Below are 17,330 nucleotides of genomic sequence, written 5' to 3'. Positions count from 1 at the left end.
TATTGCGTTGTGATGATTCAGTTGAGGGAGAAAGCCTGGTCGGCCATCTCAGCTTTCTGGGCGCATTCGGCGGCTTGGCGTGCGATGTACTGCATGACTGATGCCTGCATGTTCAGCGCCATTCGCTGTTTCTCCAGAATGAGCAAATTGGTGCGGGTCTGCGGGCCTGTGAGCGGGTCTTGCACCACCTTCTTCCAGAGCTGGAATCCCATGCTCTGGTCTGCTGCGTGACGCATGGTTCGCCAGCGCAAGTACCCAACACCTGATTTGGCCTTGTGAACCCGGAGCACGATGTTGCGGTGAGCTATCTGCTGGTGATCAGAAACGCTCACCAGACGATCCATCATCTGGTTCAACGTGACCAATGCCTCCCTCGCGCTCTGCTCCAACTCGCGGTAGTCCCCCTTACCCTTAAAAGGTTTTAAAAGGCCTTTTAGGGAGGAGTCGTGCGCCATGCGCCGGTAGAGGTCGTTCGCCCCTTCCTGGGAGAGGTCATGCGCCATTGGGCTCGCCCTCAGCCTCCAGACCTGCGCTCTGCTCCAGCACCGAATCGTCCGCATCCAGATCTGCGGCAGAGGCCGTGCCATTGCGTAGTTGCGGCAGCGCCGGTGCGTAGCTCGAACGCACAGTGCCTTCCAGTACGTCCTGGGGCAGTTGGCCGAACTTCTCGATGGCGTCGCGAGCGCGTGCATTGTTGGCCGCGATATCGTCACGAGTGACGCCGGCATGGCGGTACTGCTGGGCCAGCCCATAGCAACTGCGGATCTCGTGCGCGCCGCGATCGAGCATCTGCTCCATCAGCTTGCGACCGATCAGGGCCGTGTGATGAGCCAGCAGAATGCGACGGGCGAGGGTGTCGTATTCGGTGAGCATGTAAACGCCGATGTAGCCCAACTGGCAGCCAATGAAGAGCGGAAGCCGAACCGGCTGAACGTTGAGGTTTTCGGCGATGCTGATGGCGGGAGGGACTTTCTTCAGCAGTTCATCGACTTGCTGTGCCAGTTGCTGGATCTCGGAGCGAGCTGTCTCCAGACGCTCCTCCATACGTATGAGCCAGTGGTCGGCGTATGGATCGTTTTGCGCAGCGGCATTCTTCATCTGATCCATCAGCGTGATGAAGCGCGGCATGCCGATGATGGTGTGTTGTCCGGTCTCTTCGGATTTGCGGCGACCGAACCACAAACGGGCAGCGTGATGAGTATGCATGGTGATACTCATGTCGCTGCGCAGACTGCCGAGGTTGAGAGCGATGTTTTCGGCCACATGGCCTCCTACTAATGACGTTGTGAGGAGTTGTGCGCCGATGGTCGATGTAGCCGCTACGCCACTCAACGGATAATCAAAAGCCCAAGAGGGGGGAGTTTCTGAACGTCCTTGTTCGTAGCCAGGTTCAGGTCAGTCCTTCATGTTTCTGACTTCTTCGATGAGCTCATCGTGATCAACACCAGGGCCGCGCTCCTTGAACTCGTTCTGTCGATCATCCATGTCCTCTTCACAGGTCTCCGCCGCTCGTTTCAACCGGCCAGTGAGCAGTTCGCGAGCGTGCTCCAAGGTCTTGGCCGTCAGCTCTTCTCGGGTGACACGGGTAACACCGAAGGCGGTCACGATGATCTCTTTGATCTCAGCAGCAGTGCAGCGATCGAGCACAGCTCCCAGATCTTTGGCCGGTATATGGCAATCGTCTGGTAGGTAATGCTGGGCGCATACAGCCGCAGCTTTTCGCCGGAAAGCCCCAACAGGTATCACACGGTCTATGCGGCCTGGGCGCTTGAGGATTCGCTCATCGATGGCCTTGGGATAGTTGGTCGAGAAAATGACGTAGGTGCCTGCGACATTCCTGGGTGTCTTGATTCCATCCAGGAAGCTGAGAATTTCGGCGCCTGCATAACCCTTGTAGAGGTGATCGACTTCTTCAGCGATCACAATGGTTGGCGTGGAGCGACGTGCGGCCTCATAGCACACATCCCGGAAGGTGCTGCCGTCCGCCTGAATGAATGCGTATTTGCTGCTGTAGTTCGCTGCCAGCACACGGGCGAGGGTGGTCTTCCCAGTACCAGGTGGCCCTGCCATCAGAACCTTGCGCATGCCTGCCTGGCCGTAGCGCGTGTAGAAGTCGATGTCTTCAAAGAACTGGATGAAGTCCGATTCCAGATTTTCGTACTGGGGATGCCCAGAGAAGGCAGAGGCCTCTTTCACCAGTGAAGGCTTTGGCCTGTGATAGATCAGCCCATTGTCTTTCTCGCAGTCCCACAACCCCTTCTTGGGGAGGTTGCGGCGCAAGTTCTTCGATCCCGTCCGGCAGAGGTTGTGCAATTGAAGTATCGCGCTCTGTCGGCCAACAGCGTACTCAATGCACAGCGAGCTGTTGAGCCGGCAACGCACAATATGGACAACCTCGTCTTTACTCAGGCGCACACGAAAGGCGCCTGAGGCGTCCTTGAACATCAGCTTGTTGCCACCCTGCGCCCGAACCACAACCGGGCTGCTGCGCGACACCATCAAACTGGACTCGATTGGCTCTATATCCAGATAGCTGAAAGCTTTCTGGGTTCGCCGAGTGATCAGCAGTTCGGCCAGCTTGGGGTAGTAGTGCTCATCCTTGACCACCACACCGAAATCATCCGGGTACATTTGCTTGTGGTAGTTCAGGGCTTGTTTCCACATGGGAAGTTTGGCAGTCATACGCATCTGGCTCCTTGTCAGTTATCGGTGCGAGCAATCTCGCCTGCAAGGAAGAGGGCTTTCTATAGAAAACCAATAACCCGGTGACGCTGAATCATGCTTCCCCCTGTGGAGCCCGCACTCATAGTTCAGGTGGCGCGTGTCGTTCTATGCGGGCCGCATAGTTCAGGTGGTGCGTGTTGTTCTATGCGGGCCGCATAGGTCGGGTGGTGCGTGTTGTTCTATGCGGGCCGCATAGTTCAGGTGGTGCGTGTTTTTCTATGCGGGCCGCATAGGTCGGGTGGCGCGTGTCGTTCTATGCGGGCCGCATAGGTCAGGCCATTGCTCGTCAATCTGTGGAAGCGCAGGTCAGCCCGTTTATGGAGCATCCACCTACCGGCTGGCTCCATGGTTGGTGCGGCCTGCACCACTCCCTAACACTCCCAAGGCTCAGGCCCCATAAGCGATCTTGATAGACCGCACGCGAAGTCGAGCAGCAACAGCTACGACAAACATCCAGTACTCGTCGTGTGACGCGGTCGAGGCGTATTGGGTCGGCGTCATCATGTCCGCGTCGAGTTGCATTTGTTGCTGTGAGAGGTGATCGTCAAAGCTGTAGCGCTTGTGTTCTTTTCCTCCGAACTCGACTGCAAACATCAGTGGGACTTGCCCTTGCTCTTCAAGCCATAACTGCGTGTAGCCGTTCGGTGAATCTGCAGGATCTCTGTAGGGCGGTACAAATGATTGAATGCATAGCGTTGATTTGGGACGTTCGCCGACGGCATTGAATATGGATTCAACCAAACGACAAACATGCTCAAGATCCAAGTCGGCGGCAGGCGAGAGAGCAGGCCCATGAACAATCGCTACCGAATACGATTCGTGTGTCATAGCGAACCCCAGGTCTCCATGGAGGGAGGAGGCAGCAACAGTGGCAACGTGGCTTTGGCCAACTGACGGATATCCTCGCGCTCATGTTCGGCTGCCTCTGCCACCAGCTGTGGGTAATCAGGATCCAGCTTGACCACCTCGGCGATGCTGGCCACCTCGTCATGCACCCCGTAGAGCGTGCCACCGCCCATGGCGTCACCACATCGGGTCAGCCACCTGCTGAGCCGGAGCTTGAGCAAAACGTTTCGCAGTGCCGGTAGCTCATCCGGGTTGTTGTACAGCAGTTGGGCCAGCTCAGTGCTGCTCTCGAGGTCGTGAACACGGTTGTGCTCACTCAGGACCTTCACCGCCATCCAGCAGATTTTCTCCTCATGCGAGAGCGTGCTCGCAGTGATGAGCCGGCGCGGAATGACCTCCATCGGGTTTCCGAAGAACAGCAGGGCTCCTAATTCTTGATCATGCTCACTCATCGGTCTGAGTCTCCGTCGTAGCGGGTTGCGGGTGCTGTGAGGGCTTCATGCCGACCAGACTGCGGATAGCTTGAATTTCCGAAGCGATATCGACTGGTTTGCCCAGGGGAGGGCGTTTCGGCGTCGGAGCGGTGGCTTGGGGTAATGCGTGCGGCTGTGCAGGTGGCAGAGCTGTTGGTTGCTGTGGCACTTCGACGGTTAGCTTGAGCTGTCCTGTCTTGGCCCGGTCGATCAGTCCGATCAGGTAACCGCTCATGTTGCGTACGGACTTTCGACGTGCCGCAGCCTCGTTGATGATCGCTTGGTGAAGGTCTTCAGGGACTGCGCTCATGTAGCGCGTGATGACCTGTTGCTCATCCGAATTGAGGGTCAGGCTCGACCAGTCCAACTCCTCGGTACGTACTTTTACAGAAACAGTTTCTTGTAAAGTACGTACTGTATATGGGTTTGAAAATCGAACTCTGTCAGCAGGCCCAGTGTTATCAACTGGGTTCGATTTTGTTGCTGCAGCGTGAGCCCAGGTCTCATTTTCAAACTCATGGGCGGCATCCTGGGTTTGAATTTCGTTTCCACTGGGTTTGAAATTTGAACTCGGCTGTTCTGCCCCGGTTCGATTTTCAAACCCGGTGGGTTCGGGCTGAGTGCCCTGAGTTCGTTTTTTGTTTGCCCTGGACGTTTTGGTTTTCGGGCGCGGTTTGCTCAGCTCATGATCACTGAGTCGCTCCTCGAACAGGCCGAGCCGAGTCATCAGGTATCGAGCAGTAGAATCGTCTGCCAGCTCATCGAAGACGATGTTGGCCGCTTTGCGCACAGCCTGGTTGCCATGGCTGCGGCAACGCCCAACGAAAGCGATGTAGTCGGTGTCGATGCCGGCGGCGTCAACGATGGACACGGGTTCGTCGTGCAATGCGTAGATGTTGCCGACCATTCGACCGTTGGCGGTGTTCCTGGCCTGGTGGCATAAGCTGAGCCAGCGAGTCAGGCGCAGGATGTAGACCACCCGGTTGACTGTGCTTTTGCTGGCCTGGCCACTGTCCGCCCTGGAGGAGAGGAGGCGTTGGAGGGCGTCGTAGCTGGGGAATGACGTCTCGCGATCCTTCGACGCCATCATGCGAAATGCCATCCAGCCGATCTTGTCGACCGGGGACAGTCGTTCGTCCACCAGCAGCCTTCTGGGGGTGGTTTCCATCGGGTTGCCGAAGAACAGCAACCCACCCATGTCGTCATGGTCAGTGCGCCCGGCTGCTCGATCTGCTTCCCTCTGTGTCAGTTGCCCACAGGCCCGGCCAATCAGTGCCTGCAAATCAATCATCGAACAGCCTCCTTGCTGCTCGAGGTTGAGGTCTTGCGTAGTGTTTTCGGTCTGCCCTTGGAGGAACGCTCCAGCATCTTCTTCACGTCGGCGTGCCATTCGTGAACGAGCTTCCAGATGACCGACAACGGTTTGCCGGTCTCTTCGGCCAGCATCATCATGATGTCCAGGCTTTCGATGGAATTTGCGTCTATCAGCTCGGGCTTGATTCCCGCGTGCGCGATCAGGCTCTGCCAGCGGCCCCAGATCAGGTGAAGCTCTTCCACCTCAGGCATCTTGGGACGCCCGGTTCGGATGCTGATGCCCAGCAGGCGACGGCGAGCGCTCACCTCTTCGGAGGTGATGCCGAAGAGCTTGTTGAGCATCTCGATGCTCGCGCCGAGCTGGATCGCCCTCTGAACCAGTTGGGCGCGCTGGCCTTCCTCCTGCAGGCGCCCGAGAGCTTTCCCCAGCAAGTCGTGATTGATGCTGATTTTCACGAAGCGCACGGGCATCCGAGTCAATTCGGTGATGTCGCTGAACGATAGCTGGTTCAGGCGAACCAACTCGTCCTCCTTGAATCCGAACTCCAGGCAGCGGCGAAAGTCACCGTCGCGCAGGTGGGTCATGACCTGGTGCAGCACTGCGGTATTCAGTGGGCTGTCGGACATCTCATTTCTCCCCGTTCAATTCCTTTGCTCGGCGAGCCAGCCGGATCATGCGGAAGACCTTGATGATCAGGTCGTCCGGCAGGTGATGGAGCAGCAGCTCGGCAAGGTCATCTGGTGCGACAGGTTGAATGTCGGCTGCCGGCGAATTGCCGGAGAGGCTGGCGAGAAACTGCCAGGTGGTTTCTGATGCTGCCGACGTGAAGGCTTCAGGGCGTCTCAGTGTGAATCCCAGGCCTTGATGCTGTGTCGAGGTCATGTGATCGAGGATGCCGGCCCATGACGCAACTTCCATTGCGATCAGATCCGCCAGGTTTCGCAGTGCTTCGATGCTGTCCTGTTGCGGGTAGATCGCCCAGATATCGCTGACAGGGGCGAGGCCGCCCGTGGACACTGGGATTGAAACGACTGGCCCAGTACCTGAATTGGCCGGCGGGGTAGGCGGCTGCTTGGTTCTGGTTCCTGTAGAACTGTCGGTGGAGTTCGCGGCCGGGAGCTGGGCGCCTGCAGGATGCTCTGGAGGATGTGTCGACGGGAGCCCGCCACCCGAATTGCCGGCGCCGACGTTGTTGTCAGACGTCGCTACTGCTGGGGGAAGGTTTGCAGGAGATTGATAGCCGCTCTCCTGCTGTTGTGGCGCACGCTTGGGATCCTGAGCCACTTCGATCTCAAACAGGATGTGCTCATAGCTGACGTCGTTCGCGCGCAGCGCGTCGGTCATAGCGCCGATGAGGTCGTCCTTGAAGTGGCTGAAGACGTACCCTTCGGGCTCCTGGTCATAGACGCTGAGGGTGGTGCTGAAGAGCTGGTCGAACTGGATGCCAGACGCGGGTTCGCCTTTCTCTTCTATCAGCTTTGTCCAGGCCTTCTCGGCATTGGAGCGAAGCTGAAGCAGTTTGTCTGTTGAATCACGACCGACGCCGGCCCACAAGATGCTGGGAATGTACGGAAACAGATGCTGGAGCGTCTGCTCCATGCGACTGATGTGTGATTGATTGATCGGGTAGCCATCCGCCTTCAGGCGCCTTGCTAGCTCGCTTTGGGATATCTCTTTCCCACCATCCAGCTCCTGATACAGCGCCTTGGCCTGCGCAACGCCCAGGCAGCGCTCGATCCAGATCAGCCGACCGTGCGTATCGTTTTCAGCCATGTGGCCGGTGAGGGCGAATATCTCGCTTTTCCAGGGCTTGAACAGGCACGGGATACGGAAGAAGCGCTCGTCACGGGTTTCCTGCCACAATTCGCCCAGTATCTGCAGGCGGGTGTTCCCGCCGTTGTGGATGATGAAATGCTCCTCCCCGGGGCGTCGGCTCACCTGTGGTGGGCTGTCGAGACCTCGAGCACGGATCGAATCCTTGATCTCGTCGTACTTCTCGTTCTTCTTGACCCGTGGGTTGAGGCTGTACGGGCGCAATTGATCGAGCGTCAGCACCATCTGTACCGGCTCAAGCGGGTCGCTCAGCGAAGACGGCTGCGGCGAGGTCGTGGTGAAGTGGCCCACTAGTAGCTTGTCACGCAGAGAGGATTTGTTGGCGACAGGCTTCATGCCGCGGCTCCTTCTGCCTGTGCTTGTGTTTGCAGCACGCGGATACGGAAGTGTGCGTCGTCGAGCGCCGACTGCAGGCGCTGCAACTCCTGGTCGGCCTGCAGGCTTTGCTCCAGGCGCTGGATGATTTCCATGTTCATGGAGCGATGTTGTGCCTTCGCCTTGTCGGCGATTGTTTCGCGCATGCCGTCCGGCAAACGGAGAACGAACTTGTCCTGCTCGCGACTGTGTTTGGGTGCAAGGTTCTGGTGTTTCACATGGCTCATGTATTACCTCCAATAACAACTGTTGAGCCCGATTGCTCGCCCAGTGGAACCGGAACCCGGTTCTTGGGTCTCACGTTTCGGCGCTTTCCATAACGAGCCCGGCATCGGGCTGGTGTTGGGGGCTCGTTTGGGGAGCGCCTTTATCACTCTCCCGCTGGGGCCACTCCCTCACGAACTAGGCTCTGCATCAGATCAATCCACTCGTGAAAACCCTCAGGCGCTTCGTGGAAGGTCGCCATCTGTCGAACTCGCTCGTAGACCTCCGCCTCGCGCTGTTTCCCGCTCTGCACCAGAGCCTCGAACTGGTGGCGAGGCAACGTCACCGTGTCCGTGTGCTCGCGCTTGAGGCTGCAGAGATAGGTTTCCAGGGCGAGGTGATCCAAAGGCGCTGGAGGCGAGTTGGCGTCCAGCACGTCGACGGCGTAAAGGGCGTATGCCAGACCCTGAATGAGTTCTGAGCGGGATGGTTTCGAGGCAGTCTCGACGGCGGCAGAGTCGGGCTGGTCGCCGATTCGAGCAGCCGTCCCCAGGTGGTTGAACGCAGCGAAGAGAAGCTGCTGTACCGCGACCAGTGCTCCAGCATTCCATAGCTCTTGCCCGGCCAGCGTCTCCTGCAGGCGCAGCCGTTCCGACTGTGCCTCGGTAGCCGCGCGACCCAGTACGAGCTCCGAACAGGAAAGCTCAGGTTCGGAGATCCACACATCGACTTCTTGAGGATCTAGCTCGCCAGTACAGGCGCTGGACAGCAGCTCGCCTGCACGCTCAACCTTGGCCTGCAAAGCTTCGATCTGCCGATATGCCGTAGCGCGCAGCACCAATTGTTCGTCGTGTGACTGCCGCAGCATTCCTACTTCCTTGAGCAGTTGCATCAGGCGCTGAAACATAGCCGTGACGACAAAGGGGGGGAGCATGGAAGGCTGACTGAGCCAGAGGCTGTTCCAGACCAGTAGGTCGTTGCCACTGAGCAAAGGCCACGGCCCCTCAGACGCTGTCTCGCCGACCTTCAGCATTGCCTTGAACGCGCATGAAAGTGCTGCTGCAGGGGAGTTGCCTTGGGCTGCAGCAGAGTTCAATGCGCGCATGCCTGCATCAACCATGTCGGTAGTCAGCCAGGCTGGCGCTGGGGTAGGGGGCTCTTGCAGGAGAGGATCGGAAGTCACGACTTCACCTCAATAGGCTTAATGCTCATCGGTCAGCTCCTTTCTGGGCGCGCCGAAGCTGCTCACGGAGTTGCGTAGGCACTTGGCGAATCACCAGTGTGTTGCGGCCCTCGTCGTAATCGATCTTCGAGCCCAACATGTGCGCCTCGAAACTGATTGCGAGGCCTTCGGCGCGTCCGGTGAAGCGCTGGAACTGGCTCAGGGTGCGTTTGTCCGCCGGAAATTCCGGGGCCATGCCGTAATCCTTGTTGCGGATGTGCTCGTAGAAGGCCTTGGGGCGCTCTTCGTCGATCAGCCCGGACAGTTCGTCGAGGGTGATCGGCTCGCCCAGCTTGGCCTGACTGGTGGCGTAGCCGACCAGGGTCTTGGTCTTCTCGCGGGCCTGCTCTTCGGGCAAGTCCTCGCTTTCGACGAAATCGCTGAAGGCCTTGAGCAGGGTGCGTGTCTCACCAGGCACGTCGAGGCCTTCCTGGCAGCCGATGAAGTCGCGGAAGTAGTCTGAAGACTTCCGGCCGTTCTTGCCGTTGATGAAGGAGATGTACTGCCGGGACTGGCTGTTGTTCTGCCACTCGCTGATGTTGATGCGCGCGGCCAGGTGCAGTTGGCCGAGGTCAAGATGCTTGGCCGGGGTCACGTCCAGCGCGTCGGTCACTGCCACGCCTTCGCTGTGGTGCAGCAGGGCGATGGCTAGGTAGTCGGTCATACCCTGCTGGTAGTGAGCGAACAGCACATGGCCGCCGGTGGACAGGTTGGATTCTTCCATCAGCTGTTGCAGGTGTTCCACGGCCTGGCGGCTGAAGGTGGTGAAGTCCTGTTCGCCGTCGAGGTAGGCCTTGAGCCAACCGCTGAAGGGGTAAGCGCCGGACTCCTCGTGGAACAGGCCCCAGGCCTTGCCCTGCTTGGCGTTGTAGCTTTCGTTGAGGTCGGCCAGCAGGTTTTCCATGGCTTGCGAGCTGGCCAGCTCGCTGTCGCGGGCATGTAGCACGACGGGCGTGCCGTCGGGTTTCTTGTCGAGCAGATGAACAATGCAATGACGGATAGGCATTAGCGTGCCTCCTTTTCGTCTGATAGAGGCTTTTGCCGTACCCAAACACACACTGGCCCACGCTCAGTGTCGTGGAGCGAAAAGATGAACCAGCCGCTACCACTTGGCTCGGTGGGTTGCCAAAGGCTGCAGGCAGGCGTGCCTGTTTCCATCCAGATCGCCTGCAGATCATCGGGGGCGTCGTATTCGTATTCCGTGACTTGGCTCTGAAGTCCTCTAGCGGAGAACCAGGCATTGATCTCAGACGACGTGGTTCCTTCGTCCCAGAAGTGGGGGTATTGCGGGTGCGTCCAGAAACCGTGCTCATCTCGCTCAACAGGCACAGCCTGGATAGCGCATTCAGAGGGAGAAGCATCACAGCCAAGTTTTTCTGCTGACTCAACCGGCTTGGAATTGATCATTTGGCCTCCTTGGAGATGTGCTTGCCTACTTGGATCGCAACGATCTCGGGTGTGCGGTCGGGGTAGGTTTTGCAGAGGTCGCTCAGGAACGTCCTGACCTCATCTCTTGCACCTGAGATCCGGAACACCACGGTGCAGTGCTGCGCATCACCCTGCGTAGGAACCTGGGGCAACACCGCGACTTTCATGGAGCGAGCAAGCAGGTGCTGCGGAACCCATACCGCCCAGAAATAGGCGGATAGAAGGCCAGCCGCGCCTCGCCTTGTTACTTCCAACGTGTCATGGTTGGTGGGCGCAAGATCGATGTAGCCCAACTCCTGCAGGGAGCGCATATCCTCCTGCAGGTGGAGCGGAGCGATCGTGCTCTCGTCGCGGGCCAGGCGGTTGATCACCAGTGCAATGGCGTCCAGTTCGACGGCATTGATACCAAGCTGATGGGCATACACCAGCGCAGACTGGTCGAACTGTGCAGCGGCTGGGATGTTGCGAAGTTGCAGCGCGCTACTGTTCATCGCCGAACTCCTGGAGCTCCTCGAGCTCGATGGTGAAGCAGATAGGGCAGCAGGCCGCCTCGGCCAAGTAGCGAGGCCGTAGGTGGTGATTGCAGTGTCTGCACCAGTGGGTGGGGGAGAGCAGCGTCATACGCGGACTCCTTCAGCCAGCGACCGAGCTGACAAGTTGGCGAATCGGGTTTCGCGGCCAATGAAGGCCGTGCGAACGGTCGTTGTCGGGCCATTTCGGAACTTGCCGAAAATGAGCTCGGCTACCCCCTTGTCCTCGGTGTTGGGGTGGTAGACCTCGTCGCGGTACACGAACATGATGATGTCCGCGTCTTGCTCAATTGCTCCTGACTCCCGAAGATCAGCATTCACCGGGCGTTTGTTGGGGCGTTGCTCTACTGCGCGGTTGAGCTGAGAAAGAGCGATGACCGGGCAGTTGAACTCTTTGGCCACGCCCTTCAGAGCGCCACTGATCTCCGCAATCTCGAGGTTGCGGTTCTCGCGCCCGGTTACGCGCATCAGTTGCAGGTAGTCGATCATGATGGCGGCGGGAGCGCCGAACTTGCGGGCAGCCCGGCGTGCTCGAGCACGCAGCGCGGTTGGCGATATCCCGGCCTCGTCGTCGATGATCAAGCGACCTTCCATCTGCTTCATCATCGCTACTGCATGGGTCAGCCTTGGCCAGTCTTCGTCTTGCAGGTCACCCTTCATCAGAGCATTCGCGTCCAGGTGTCCTATCTGGGCAAGCATCCGATAGAGCAGCAGGCGCGCAGGCATTTCCAGGCTGTACACTTGGATTGTCTTGTCAGGCTTAGCGTCCAGGATCGGCTTGATCCAGTTGAGCACCAGTGAGGTTTTACCCATGGATGGACGGCCAGCCACGATGATCAAATCCGCGGGCTGTAGGCCTGCCGTTACTGCATCGAGGTCATCGAGCCCGGTGGGCACTCCGGTCAGGCTGGAGTCGCTATTGAAATTTCGGTCGATCTCATCGACGACACCCACCAGTGCATCAGTAAGGTTGACGAAGTCAGATTTCGAGTTCGCCTGGTTCAGTGCAAAGAGCCGTGCCTCGCATTCCTCGTGAACTGCCTCAACGCTTGCGTCCGGCTCATAGGCCATGCGTGCAGTATCGTTGCCGAGACTGATCAGCTTGCGGAGATGTGCGCGTTTGGCGACCACGTTCGCGTAGGCCACGATATTGGCCACCGAAGGTATGTTCTTCGCGAGCTCTCCCAGGTAAGCCAGGCCGACGTCGCTGCTGTCTTTGTGCAGCTCTTCCCCAACGGTCACCACGTCGATTGGTTGACCTTGGTCAGCCAGTCGCGTGATGGCGATGAAGATCTGCCGATGCTCTGCGCGATAGAAGTCGTCGGCGCCAACGATGTCTGCGATCAGATCCCAGGCCGAGTTATCCAGCATCAACCCGCCGAGTACCGATTGTTCGGCCTCGATGGAGTGAGGGGGTAGGAATTGAATATCGCTCATCGACCGGCCCCTCCGTACTGGAGGGCAGCCGGCGGAGTCTGGTGGACGCCTCTGAGCAAATGAGCATGACGGCCTGCAGACCGGCCATGTTCTGATGCTTTGGCGTCATGAGCGCGGCGGGCCTCTACTCGCTTCAGCTCCTGGGTAGTCGCATCTGCGAAGTGTTTGGCTTCGTATGCGAGTAGTGCTGTGATCGTGGTCTGATCAGCTCCTGCAAACTGCTGAACCTTCGTGGAGACCGCATCAATCCACCCTTGCGCGAAGAGATCGCCACGCCTGCGTTTGGTTGCGAGCTTGCAACGCGACTGTTTAGCAACGAAGGCTTTACGGGCTTTCACCAATTGGTGATGAAGCATTGAGTAAGCGTGGCTGGCCAGCTCGCTCGACATGCCGATACCGTAGAAACGGAAATGCCAGCCTCGGGCTTGGTAGGGGGAGCCAACCACCTGGCAGTTGAAGGCGTCTGCGCAGACGCTGGCCAGCCGAAACATCCAGTTCGTAGGCTTGGATTTGGTGCCGCAACGAACCTGGTGCTCGACTACGCCGGCAGCGAGTACGTCACCCATATCGAGGTGATACTTGTCCATGAGCGCTCTGGCCTGGCGCAGGGCTGTTTCGGCTTCATGCTCCGAGTCTGTTCCTTCGGCGCGCGCGAGGCATTTGAGTGCTTTTTCGAGAGCCTTATCCTGATCCATCATATGGCCCTCCGCAGTTCGCGAACGCCATCCAGGATCATTCCAACCGAATCTAGGTTTTCACCTGTAACCGCTAGCAGGATCATCTCTCGGCCAGATTCGAGCGTCAGATGCACCAGATCGTAGGTGTCCCTGCTCATCCCCTCCGCCGAGTCGACTAGCTGCTTGAGGGTAGTGGTATCAAAGTCAGAGTTACTGATCAGCGTTATGCTGCCGGCACTCGTTGTATCACCCAGATCCCAGCGATCTGTATGCTCTGGGCAAGCACTACAAACGCCCAGGCCCGTCTCACGATCGATCCGAAGCCAACCACACGGTTGGCCCGCCTTATTGTCCCAACAGGCGTGGTTGTCATCGCATCCGCAGCCAATGCAAGTCGCAATTTCAGCCGTTGCCATTGCAGTTCCCTCCACATTCATACGGCCCGGCCTGCTCTGTCTTCGTGCCAGATGCTGCCGAGGGATACTTGAGAGTGATGGCAGTCCCGATGCCCCCTGACAGCAGCCCTATTGTGTCGACCAGTTGCTTGAGCGTGGTTTGGTTGAAATCGGAGTTACTGATCAGAGGCATGCAGGGAGCCCTCCAGGAACGGTGTAATCAACCACTTGCTGTCGATGCGGTCTGATCGCTCACAGGGGAGCTGTTCCACCTTGCATTCGTGATCTGGGAAGAGCTTTCTAGCCAGCGCATGTACGGGGTACTCAGAGCTATGTGTGCAGGACACCTTGAAACCCCTGACAGAGCTGGTGATGTAACCATCCCCGTCAAGACGAACCGTTACCTCCACAGGGGAAAGGGGAATCATCGCTTTGACTGGATAGCGAATGCTTCCCTCTTCACCGAAACGATTGTGGTGAACGAGTTCGCCCGCTTTCAGCTTGGAAAGATTCGTGATCTGCAGGCCGCACCAGATCTGCTTTTGAAAAGGCCAGCAGCCCGTTACAACACCCTGTTCATCAACCTGCCAACGCAGAAAGTCCTGTCCGTGGTCTTGAAAATGAATGATTGCGCTTGGCATCAGGCATTACCTCGTTTGGCTGTTGGCAGGGCATCCTCGGTCTTCTCCCCAGAGGCTGTAACGGGATGCTCAAGAGTGATGGCTGTGCCCATTACGCCTAGGAGCAGTCCGATCAGGAAGAAAAGAGGCAGCATCAACAGGGCATGTAGGTACAGAGCGTCGGGCGCCGGAACATCCGAAATTGAGGCTCTGGCTTTCGCCAAGCTGGCCAGCATCCAGCTCGTGTACATGGCGCCAGTAACGACGGAAAGCGAGAGTAATGCGACTGCATAAGCCGCTAGCTTCGGAAGTGAGCGGTTCATGGCTGACCCTCCGAATTCGCGTCTTCAGCTAATGCTTCTGACCAGATGCGGAGGGTCTCGACCGCCAGCGGATCCGCGAGCACATGATCCCTAGAATTGGCAACGCGCTGTTGGAGCTCTTCGAGCTGTTCCTGGACGCTGCGGTCGTCCAGTTCATAGGTGATTGCAGATTGAATGCTCTGGAGAATGTCTCGTCGGTGATCGGCGAGTCGAGATAGCTTCCACTTTGGGATCGACCAGCCAATAAGCCTGGAAAAGTCTGTGACCTCCTCACGGAGCGCGTGATGGAATTTCAAACCGGGGCGGAAGTCTTGGTAGACACCAAGACGGTGAAGCACCAGAGCCAGCTTGATGATCTCCAGCTTCTGCTCGAGCGTTTCATGCGGCAACGGGAACGCCTTGTTACATACGTTTTGGGCTTCTTTCTCGCGCTGTTTCCTCCACGCAGCCTTCGCATCCTCGCTGCGTTTCTTGCGTTCTTTGGCGTGCGTGATGTTCTCGTTGACCGAGTCGATGAGTTGAGCTGCATTCTTGAGCAGTTGCCGCTGTTCAAGCGATAGTTTTGCGCCTATACGGCCCAGTAGTGTGTGGCTGTCTACCAGGTTGCGAAGTTCGCGGGCATTGCCTGTCAGCTTGGATTGAACCGAGCGGAGCTCATTGGAGCTGTAGAACTGGCTCAGCTCGACGACGACATCCGCAGTGATGCCATCTGCTCGAGTGAGGTTTGACATCTTGGGCATGTCACACCCCCTCGAAGCGTTGTGTCCAGCTTGGCCAAACCTCGCAAGCGACAGACTTCATCGTCTGGAGGGCAGATGCTGTACGTCGATTGGAGGGGGTGGAGCGTTCGAGGTGATGTGCCGGCACGCCGTTCGAGGCCGCTACTCGGTAAGTCACCAATGCAGGGATATGAGTCCCCAGCACTTTGACGCTAGCGCCCATCGTTCTGAGCATGTCGCGAATTTCCAGGGCGATGTCACGAGCATCGTTTGTTTTGTCCTGGCGATTGAACACGACGTTCAACGGTAACTCACAGAGGCCCAGGGTGCGGCGCAGGTTGTTGACGCCCTGGAGCAGTTGCAACGTTCCGCGATTGAATTCCCGCGCGGCCAGCATCTCGGGGTAGAGCGGGGAAATGGCGTTGTCGGCTGCGACCAGTGCTGCTTCGACAGTGACTGCTGCTGCACCCTTGGTGTCGATGATCACCAGGTCATAGTTGTTTGGAAGTCGCGCAAGCAGAGTACGCAGGCGAAGCCGGCCATCTGGCGCATGTAGCAGCAAGGTTTCCAGCTGATTGTGAGGGTCATTCGAGAGAATGATGTCCAGGTTTGGGATCTCAGTCCTGGAGATGATCTTTTCAGCATCGACCGTGTTGTGAACAAGCAGGTCGTACACGCCGCCAGGCGCTGTGTACTCGAGGGGAAAATAGCTAGAGAGGGTAGGCTGACCGGTATCGAGATCGATCAGAAGGGTACGTAGACCCGCGTCGGCTGAAAGCGCACCGAGGTTGGCCGACCCAGTGGTTTTTCCGGTGCCGCCTTTCGTCGAATAGGTAGCTGTAACTTGCATGACACTCGCCTCGTTTGATGGATCAAACGAGAACTCATGGCTTGTCGCCATGACGAGTGCTGAATGTGCTGGCCGATCTGATGCAACGAATTACAAGTCAGTTGCTCTACCAGCTGAGCTATACCGGCATAGGTGGGGGCGCCATTATAGCGATTGGTTAAGAGCTGTAAACCAGTTCTGACCTGTTTCGATGCTTTGATGGCCAGCTTTGTTGGCACGATTTCAGATGTCTGATCTAGCTCTCATTAGTGCGCTGGTGATAACTCCCAGCTAGATGAAGCTAAAGGTATTTGAACCACCTACGGAACGAGTTGACGAAGCGACTACGATTATCCCTCTTCGTTCCCGTGTGGTGTGCGGCAGGGCGTTGGATCCGGGAAGGGGTATTTGTGCGGTTGGATGGCGGCTAGGGCATCTTCGGTCTGCTGTGTCACGGATGTCACCAAGCCAACCCTAGCTTGCTGCCGGCGAAGAATATATGGCTCGATTAGCTTGAAGCCACGGTCGTCCTTCGATTGGTAGTAACGAAAAATCCAGTAAGCAATCAGGTCGGCCATTTGGATCAAGCGGGACGCCTTTGAATCGAGGAATAGCGGTACTTCAGCGAAGTTTCGCAGGCGGCCTAGGTTGTGGCCTTTGTGTTTGAATAGAGACGACAGAGCTTGGAGTTTCTGCTCATAGGAGGCTTTGTCGCAAACGACCAATCCTCTCTGGGCGTCTTTCTTTCGTGTCCACATATCTGCCAAGTACTGGTCAAACTGATGGGCAACTGCCTCAAAGGATCGCTCCAGGATCTGATTAGCAGGCATCGTGGATTTTTCGATTACTGAGGCAAACACACGTAGTTGGAGCTGGTGATTTTGAAGCAGCGATAGGACGTCGACGAGCGCTTGGACGCGCTCTGTTGGTGCGATCCCTGACCAGCTCTCTTTGGCTCCATACATCGGTGAGCCATGGAACTCAATGTCTGCTGGATCTTGCTGATTAAAACGAGCTGCAATTGGAGTTATATTCGACTCAAGCCAATGCGTCTGCCGTTCAAAGATGGCAAATCCGGCGAGAACAAAGAAGTCGGTGTTCGGATCGTGTTCGTGACCTGATTCGTCCAAATACAGTAGGTACATCCCTTTCTCCCAGACAAACGAAAACGGGCTGCAATAAGCAGCCCGTTAGAGTTCGGTAAGCCAGGTGGAGCAATCGTCCATCGCACCGTAATCGACAGCGCTCCTGACTCAGTGCCGAAGAATACACCGGCACTCTTGCTTTTTGCAAGCTCAGCGGCACCTTATGGTGGAGTAGGCCGCCGCGATAGGTGTGGTGATGCATTTTCTAAGCAGGAAGTAACTGAGCTAGGGCGGC

The 17,330-nt window shown here is 57.5% G+C and carries 19 protein-coding genes and 1 pseudogene; all 20 read right to left on the bottom strand.

From position 1 onward, the window contains the following. Positions 1 to 17: 17 nt before the first annotated feature. Positions 18 to 503 (bottom strand): DUF3158 family protein, encoded by a 486-nt coding sequence (locus tag OU800_RS21940; protein WP_268179460.1) that lies wholly within the window; start codon positions 501 to 503, stop codon positions 18 to 20. Continuing rightward, positions 493 to 1,218, bottom strand: a complete 726-nt coding sequence (locus tag OU800_RS21935; protein WP_442964796.1) for a PFL_4669 family integrating conjugative element protein — start codon at positions 1,216 to 1,218, stop codon at positions 493 to 495. Before OU800_RS21935 ends, OU800_RS21940 begins: the two co-directional genes overlap by 11 nt. A 177-nt stretch (positions 1,219 to 1,395) precedes the next feature. Further along, on the bottom strand, positions 1,396 to 2,682 hold the full coding sequence (locus OU800_RS21930) for an AAA family ATPase (RefSeq protein ID WP_268179458.1): 1,287 nt from the start codon (positions 2,680 to 2,682) through the stop codon (positions 1,396 to 1,398). Positions 2,683 to 3,111: 429 nt separating this feature from the next. After that, positions 3,112 to 3,552: a hypothetical protein gene (locus OU800_RS21925; RefSeq protein ID WP_268179457.1), complete on the bottom strand. Its 441-nt coding sequence runs from the start codon at positions 3,550 to 3,552 to the stop codon at positions 3,112 to 3,114. After that, complete coding sequence (locus OU800_RS21920; protein ID WP_268179456.1) at positions 3,549 to 4,022, bottom strand: hypothetical protein; 474 nt, start codon at positions 4,020 to 4,022, stop codon at positions 3,549 to 3,551. Before OU800_RS21920 ends, OU800_RS21925 begins: the two co-directional genes overlap by 4 nt. Beyond that, entirely contained in the window at positions 4,015 to 5,334 is a 1,320-nt protein-coding gene (locus tag OU800_RS21915) for an STY4528 family pathogenicity island replication protein (protein WP_268179455.1), read from the bottom strand. The genes OU800_RS21920 and OU800_RS21915 overlap by 8 nt, the downstream gene beginning before the upstream one ends. Continuing rightward, positions 5,331 to 5,984: a DUF2857 domain-containing protein gene (locus OU800_RS21910; protein WP_268179454.1), complete on the bottom strand. Its 654-nt coding sequence runs from the start codon at positions 5,982 to 5,984 to the stop codon at positions 5,331 to 5,333. Before OU800_RS21910 ends, OU800_RS21915 begins: the two co-directional genes overlap by 4 nt. A 1-nt stretch (position 5,985) precedes the next feature. Continuing rightward, on the bottom strand, positions 5,986 to 7,527 hold the full coding sequence (locus OU800_RS21905) for a ParB family protein (protein WP_268179453.1): 1,542 nt from the start codon (positions 7,525 to 7,527) through the stop codon (positions 5,986 to 5,988). Positions 7,528 to 7,583: 56 nt separating this feature from the next. Further along, a pseudogene (locus tag OU800_RS24140) lies at positions 7,584 to 7,793 on the bottom strand (Arc family DNA-binding protein); the annotation flags it as partial. A 143-nt stretch (positions 7,794 to 7,936) separates the two neighbouring features. Further along, entirely contained in the window at positions 7,937 to 8,875 is a 939-nt protein-coding gene (locus tag OU800_RS21895) for a hypothetical protein (protein ID WP_268179452.1), read from the bottom strand. A gap of 103 nt (positions 8,876 to 8,978) precedes the next feature. Beyond that, complete coding sequence (gene yejK, locus OU800_RS21890) at positions 8,979 to 9,998, bottom strand: nucleoid-associated protein YejK (RefSeq protein WP_268179451.1); 1,020 nt, start codon at positions 9,996 to 9,998, stop codon at positions 8,979 to 8,981. Next, positions 9,998 to 10,399 carry a hypothetical protein gene (locus OU800_RS21885; RefSeq protein WP_268179450.1) on the bottom strand — a complete coding sequence of 134 codons (402 nt, stop codon included), beginning with the start codon at positions 10,397 to 10,399 and terminating at the stop codon, positions 9,998 to 10,000. Before OU800_RS21885 ends, yejK begins: the two co-directional genes overlap by 1 nt. Continuing rightward, complete coding sequence (locus OU800_RS21880; protein ID WP_268179449.1) at positions 10,396 to 10,911, bottom strand: hypothetical protein; 516 nt, start codon at positions 10,909 to 10,911, stop codon at positions 10,396 to 10,398. The genes OU800_RS21885 and OU800_RS21880 overlap by 4 nt, the downstream gene beginning before the upstream one ends. Before the next feature lie 126 nt (positions 10,912 to 11,037). Further along, positions 11,038 to 12,387: a replicative DNA helicase gene (dnaB, locus tag OU800_RS21875; RefSeq protein WP_268179448.1), complete on the bottom strand. Its 1,350-nt coding sequence runs from the start codon at positions 12,385 to 12,387 to the stop codon at positions 11,038 to 11,040. Beyond that, a complete protein-coding gene (locus OU800_RS21870) occupies positions 12,384 to 13,085 on the bottom strand; it encodes a DUF2786 domain-containing protein (RefSeq protein WP_268179447.1) in 702 nt (233 codons plus the stop codon). The genes dnaB and OU800_RS21870 overlap by 4 nt, the downstream gene beginning before the upstream one ends. A 550-nt stretch (positions 13,086 to 13,635) precedes the next feature. Further along, positions 13,636 to 14,100, bottom strand: coding sequence for a hypothetical protein (locus OU800_RS21865; RefSeq protein WP_268179446.1), 465 nt, complete (start codon positions 14,098 to 14,100; stop codon positions 13,636 to 13,638). Next, positions 14,100 to 14,402 carry a hypothetical protein gene (locus OU800_RS21860; protein ID WP_268179445.1) on the bottom strand — a complete coding sequence of 101 codons (303 nt, stop codon included), beginning with the start codon at positions 14,400 to 14,402 and terminating at the stop codon, positions 14,100 to 14,102. The genes OU800_RS21865 and OU800_RS21860 overlap by 1 nt, the downstream gene beginning before the upstream one ends. Continuing rightward, entirely contained in the window at positions 14,399 to 15,142 is a 744-nt protein-coding gene (locus tag OU800_RS21855; protein WP_268179444.1) for a hypothetical protein, read from the bottom strand. Before OU800_RS21855 ends, OU800_RS21860 begins: the two co-directional genes overlap by 4 nt. Position 15,143: 1 nt before the next feature. Further along, positions 15,144 to 15,971 (bottom strand): ParA family protein, encoded by an 828-nt coding sequence (locus OU800_RS21850; RefSeq protein WP_268179443.1) that lies wholly within the window; start codon positions 15,969 to 15,971, stop codon positions 15,144 to 15,146. A 329-nt stretch (positions 15,972 to 16,300) separates the two neighbouring features. Further along, positions 16,301 to 17,095, bottom strand: coding sequence for a DUF3800 domain-containing protein (locus tag OU800_RS21845; RefSeq protein WP_268179442.1), 795 nt, complete (start codon positions 17,093 to 17,095; stop codon positions 16,301 to 16,303). Positions 17,096 to 17,330 lie beyond the last annotated feature (235 nt).

It is taken from the genome of Pseudomonas sp. GOM7, from assembly GCF_026723825.1.
In the GTDB taxonomy this organism is placed as follows: Bacteria; Pseudomonadota; Gammaproteobacteria; order Pseudomonadales; family Pseudomonadaceae; genus Aquipseudomonas.
Note: the sequence above shows the minus strand (reverse complement) of the source record. Positions and strands in the feature narration are given on the sequence as shown.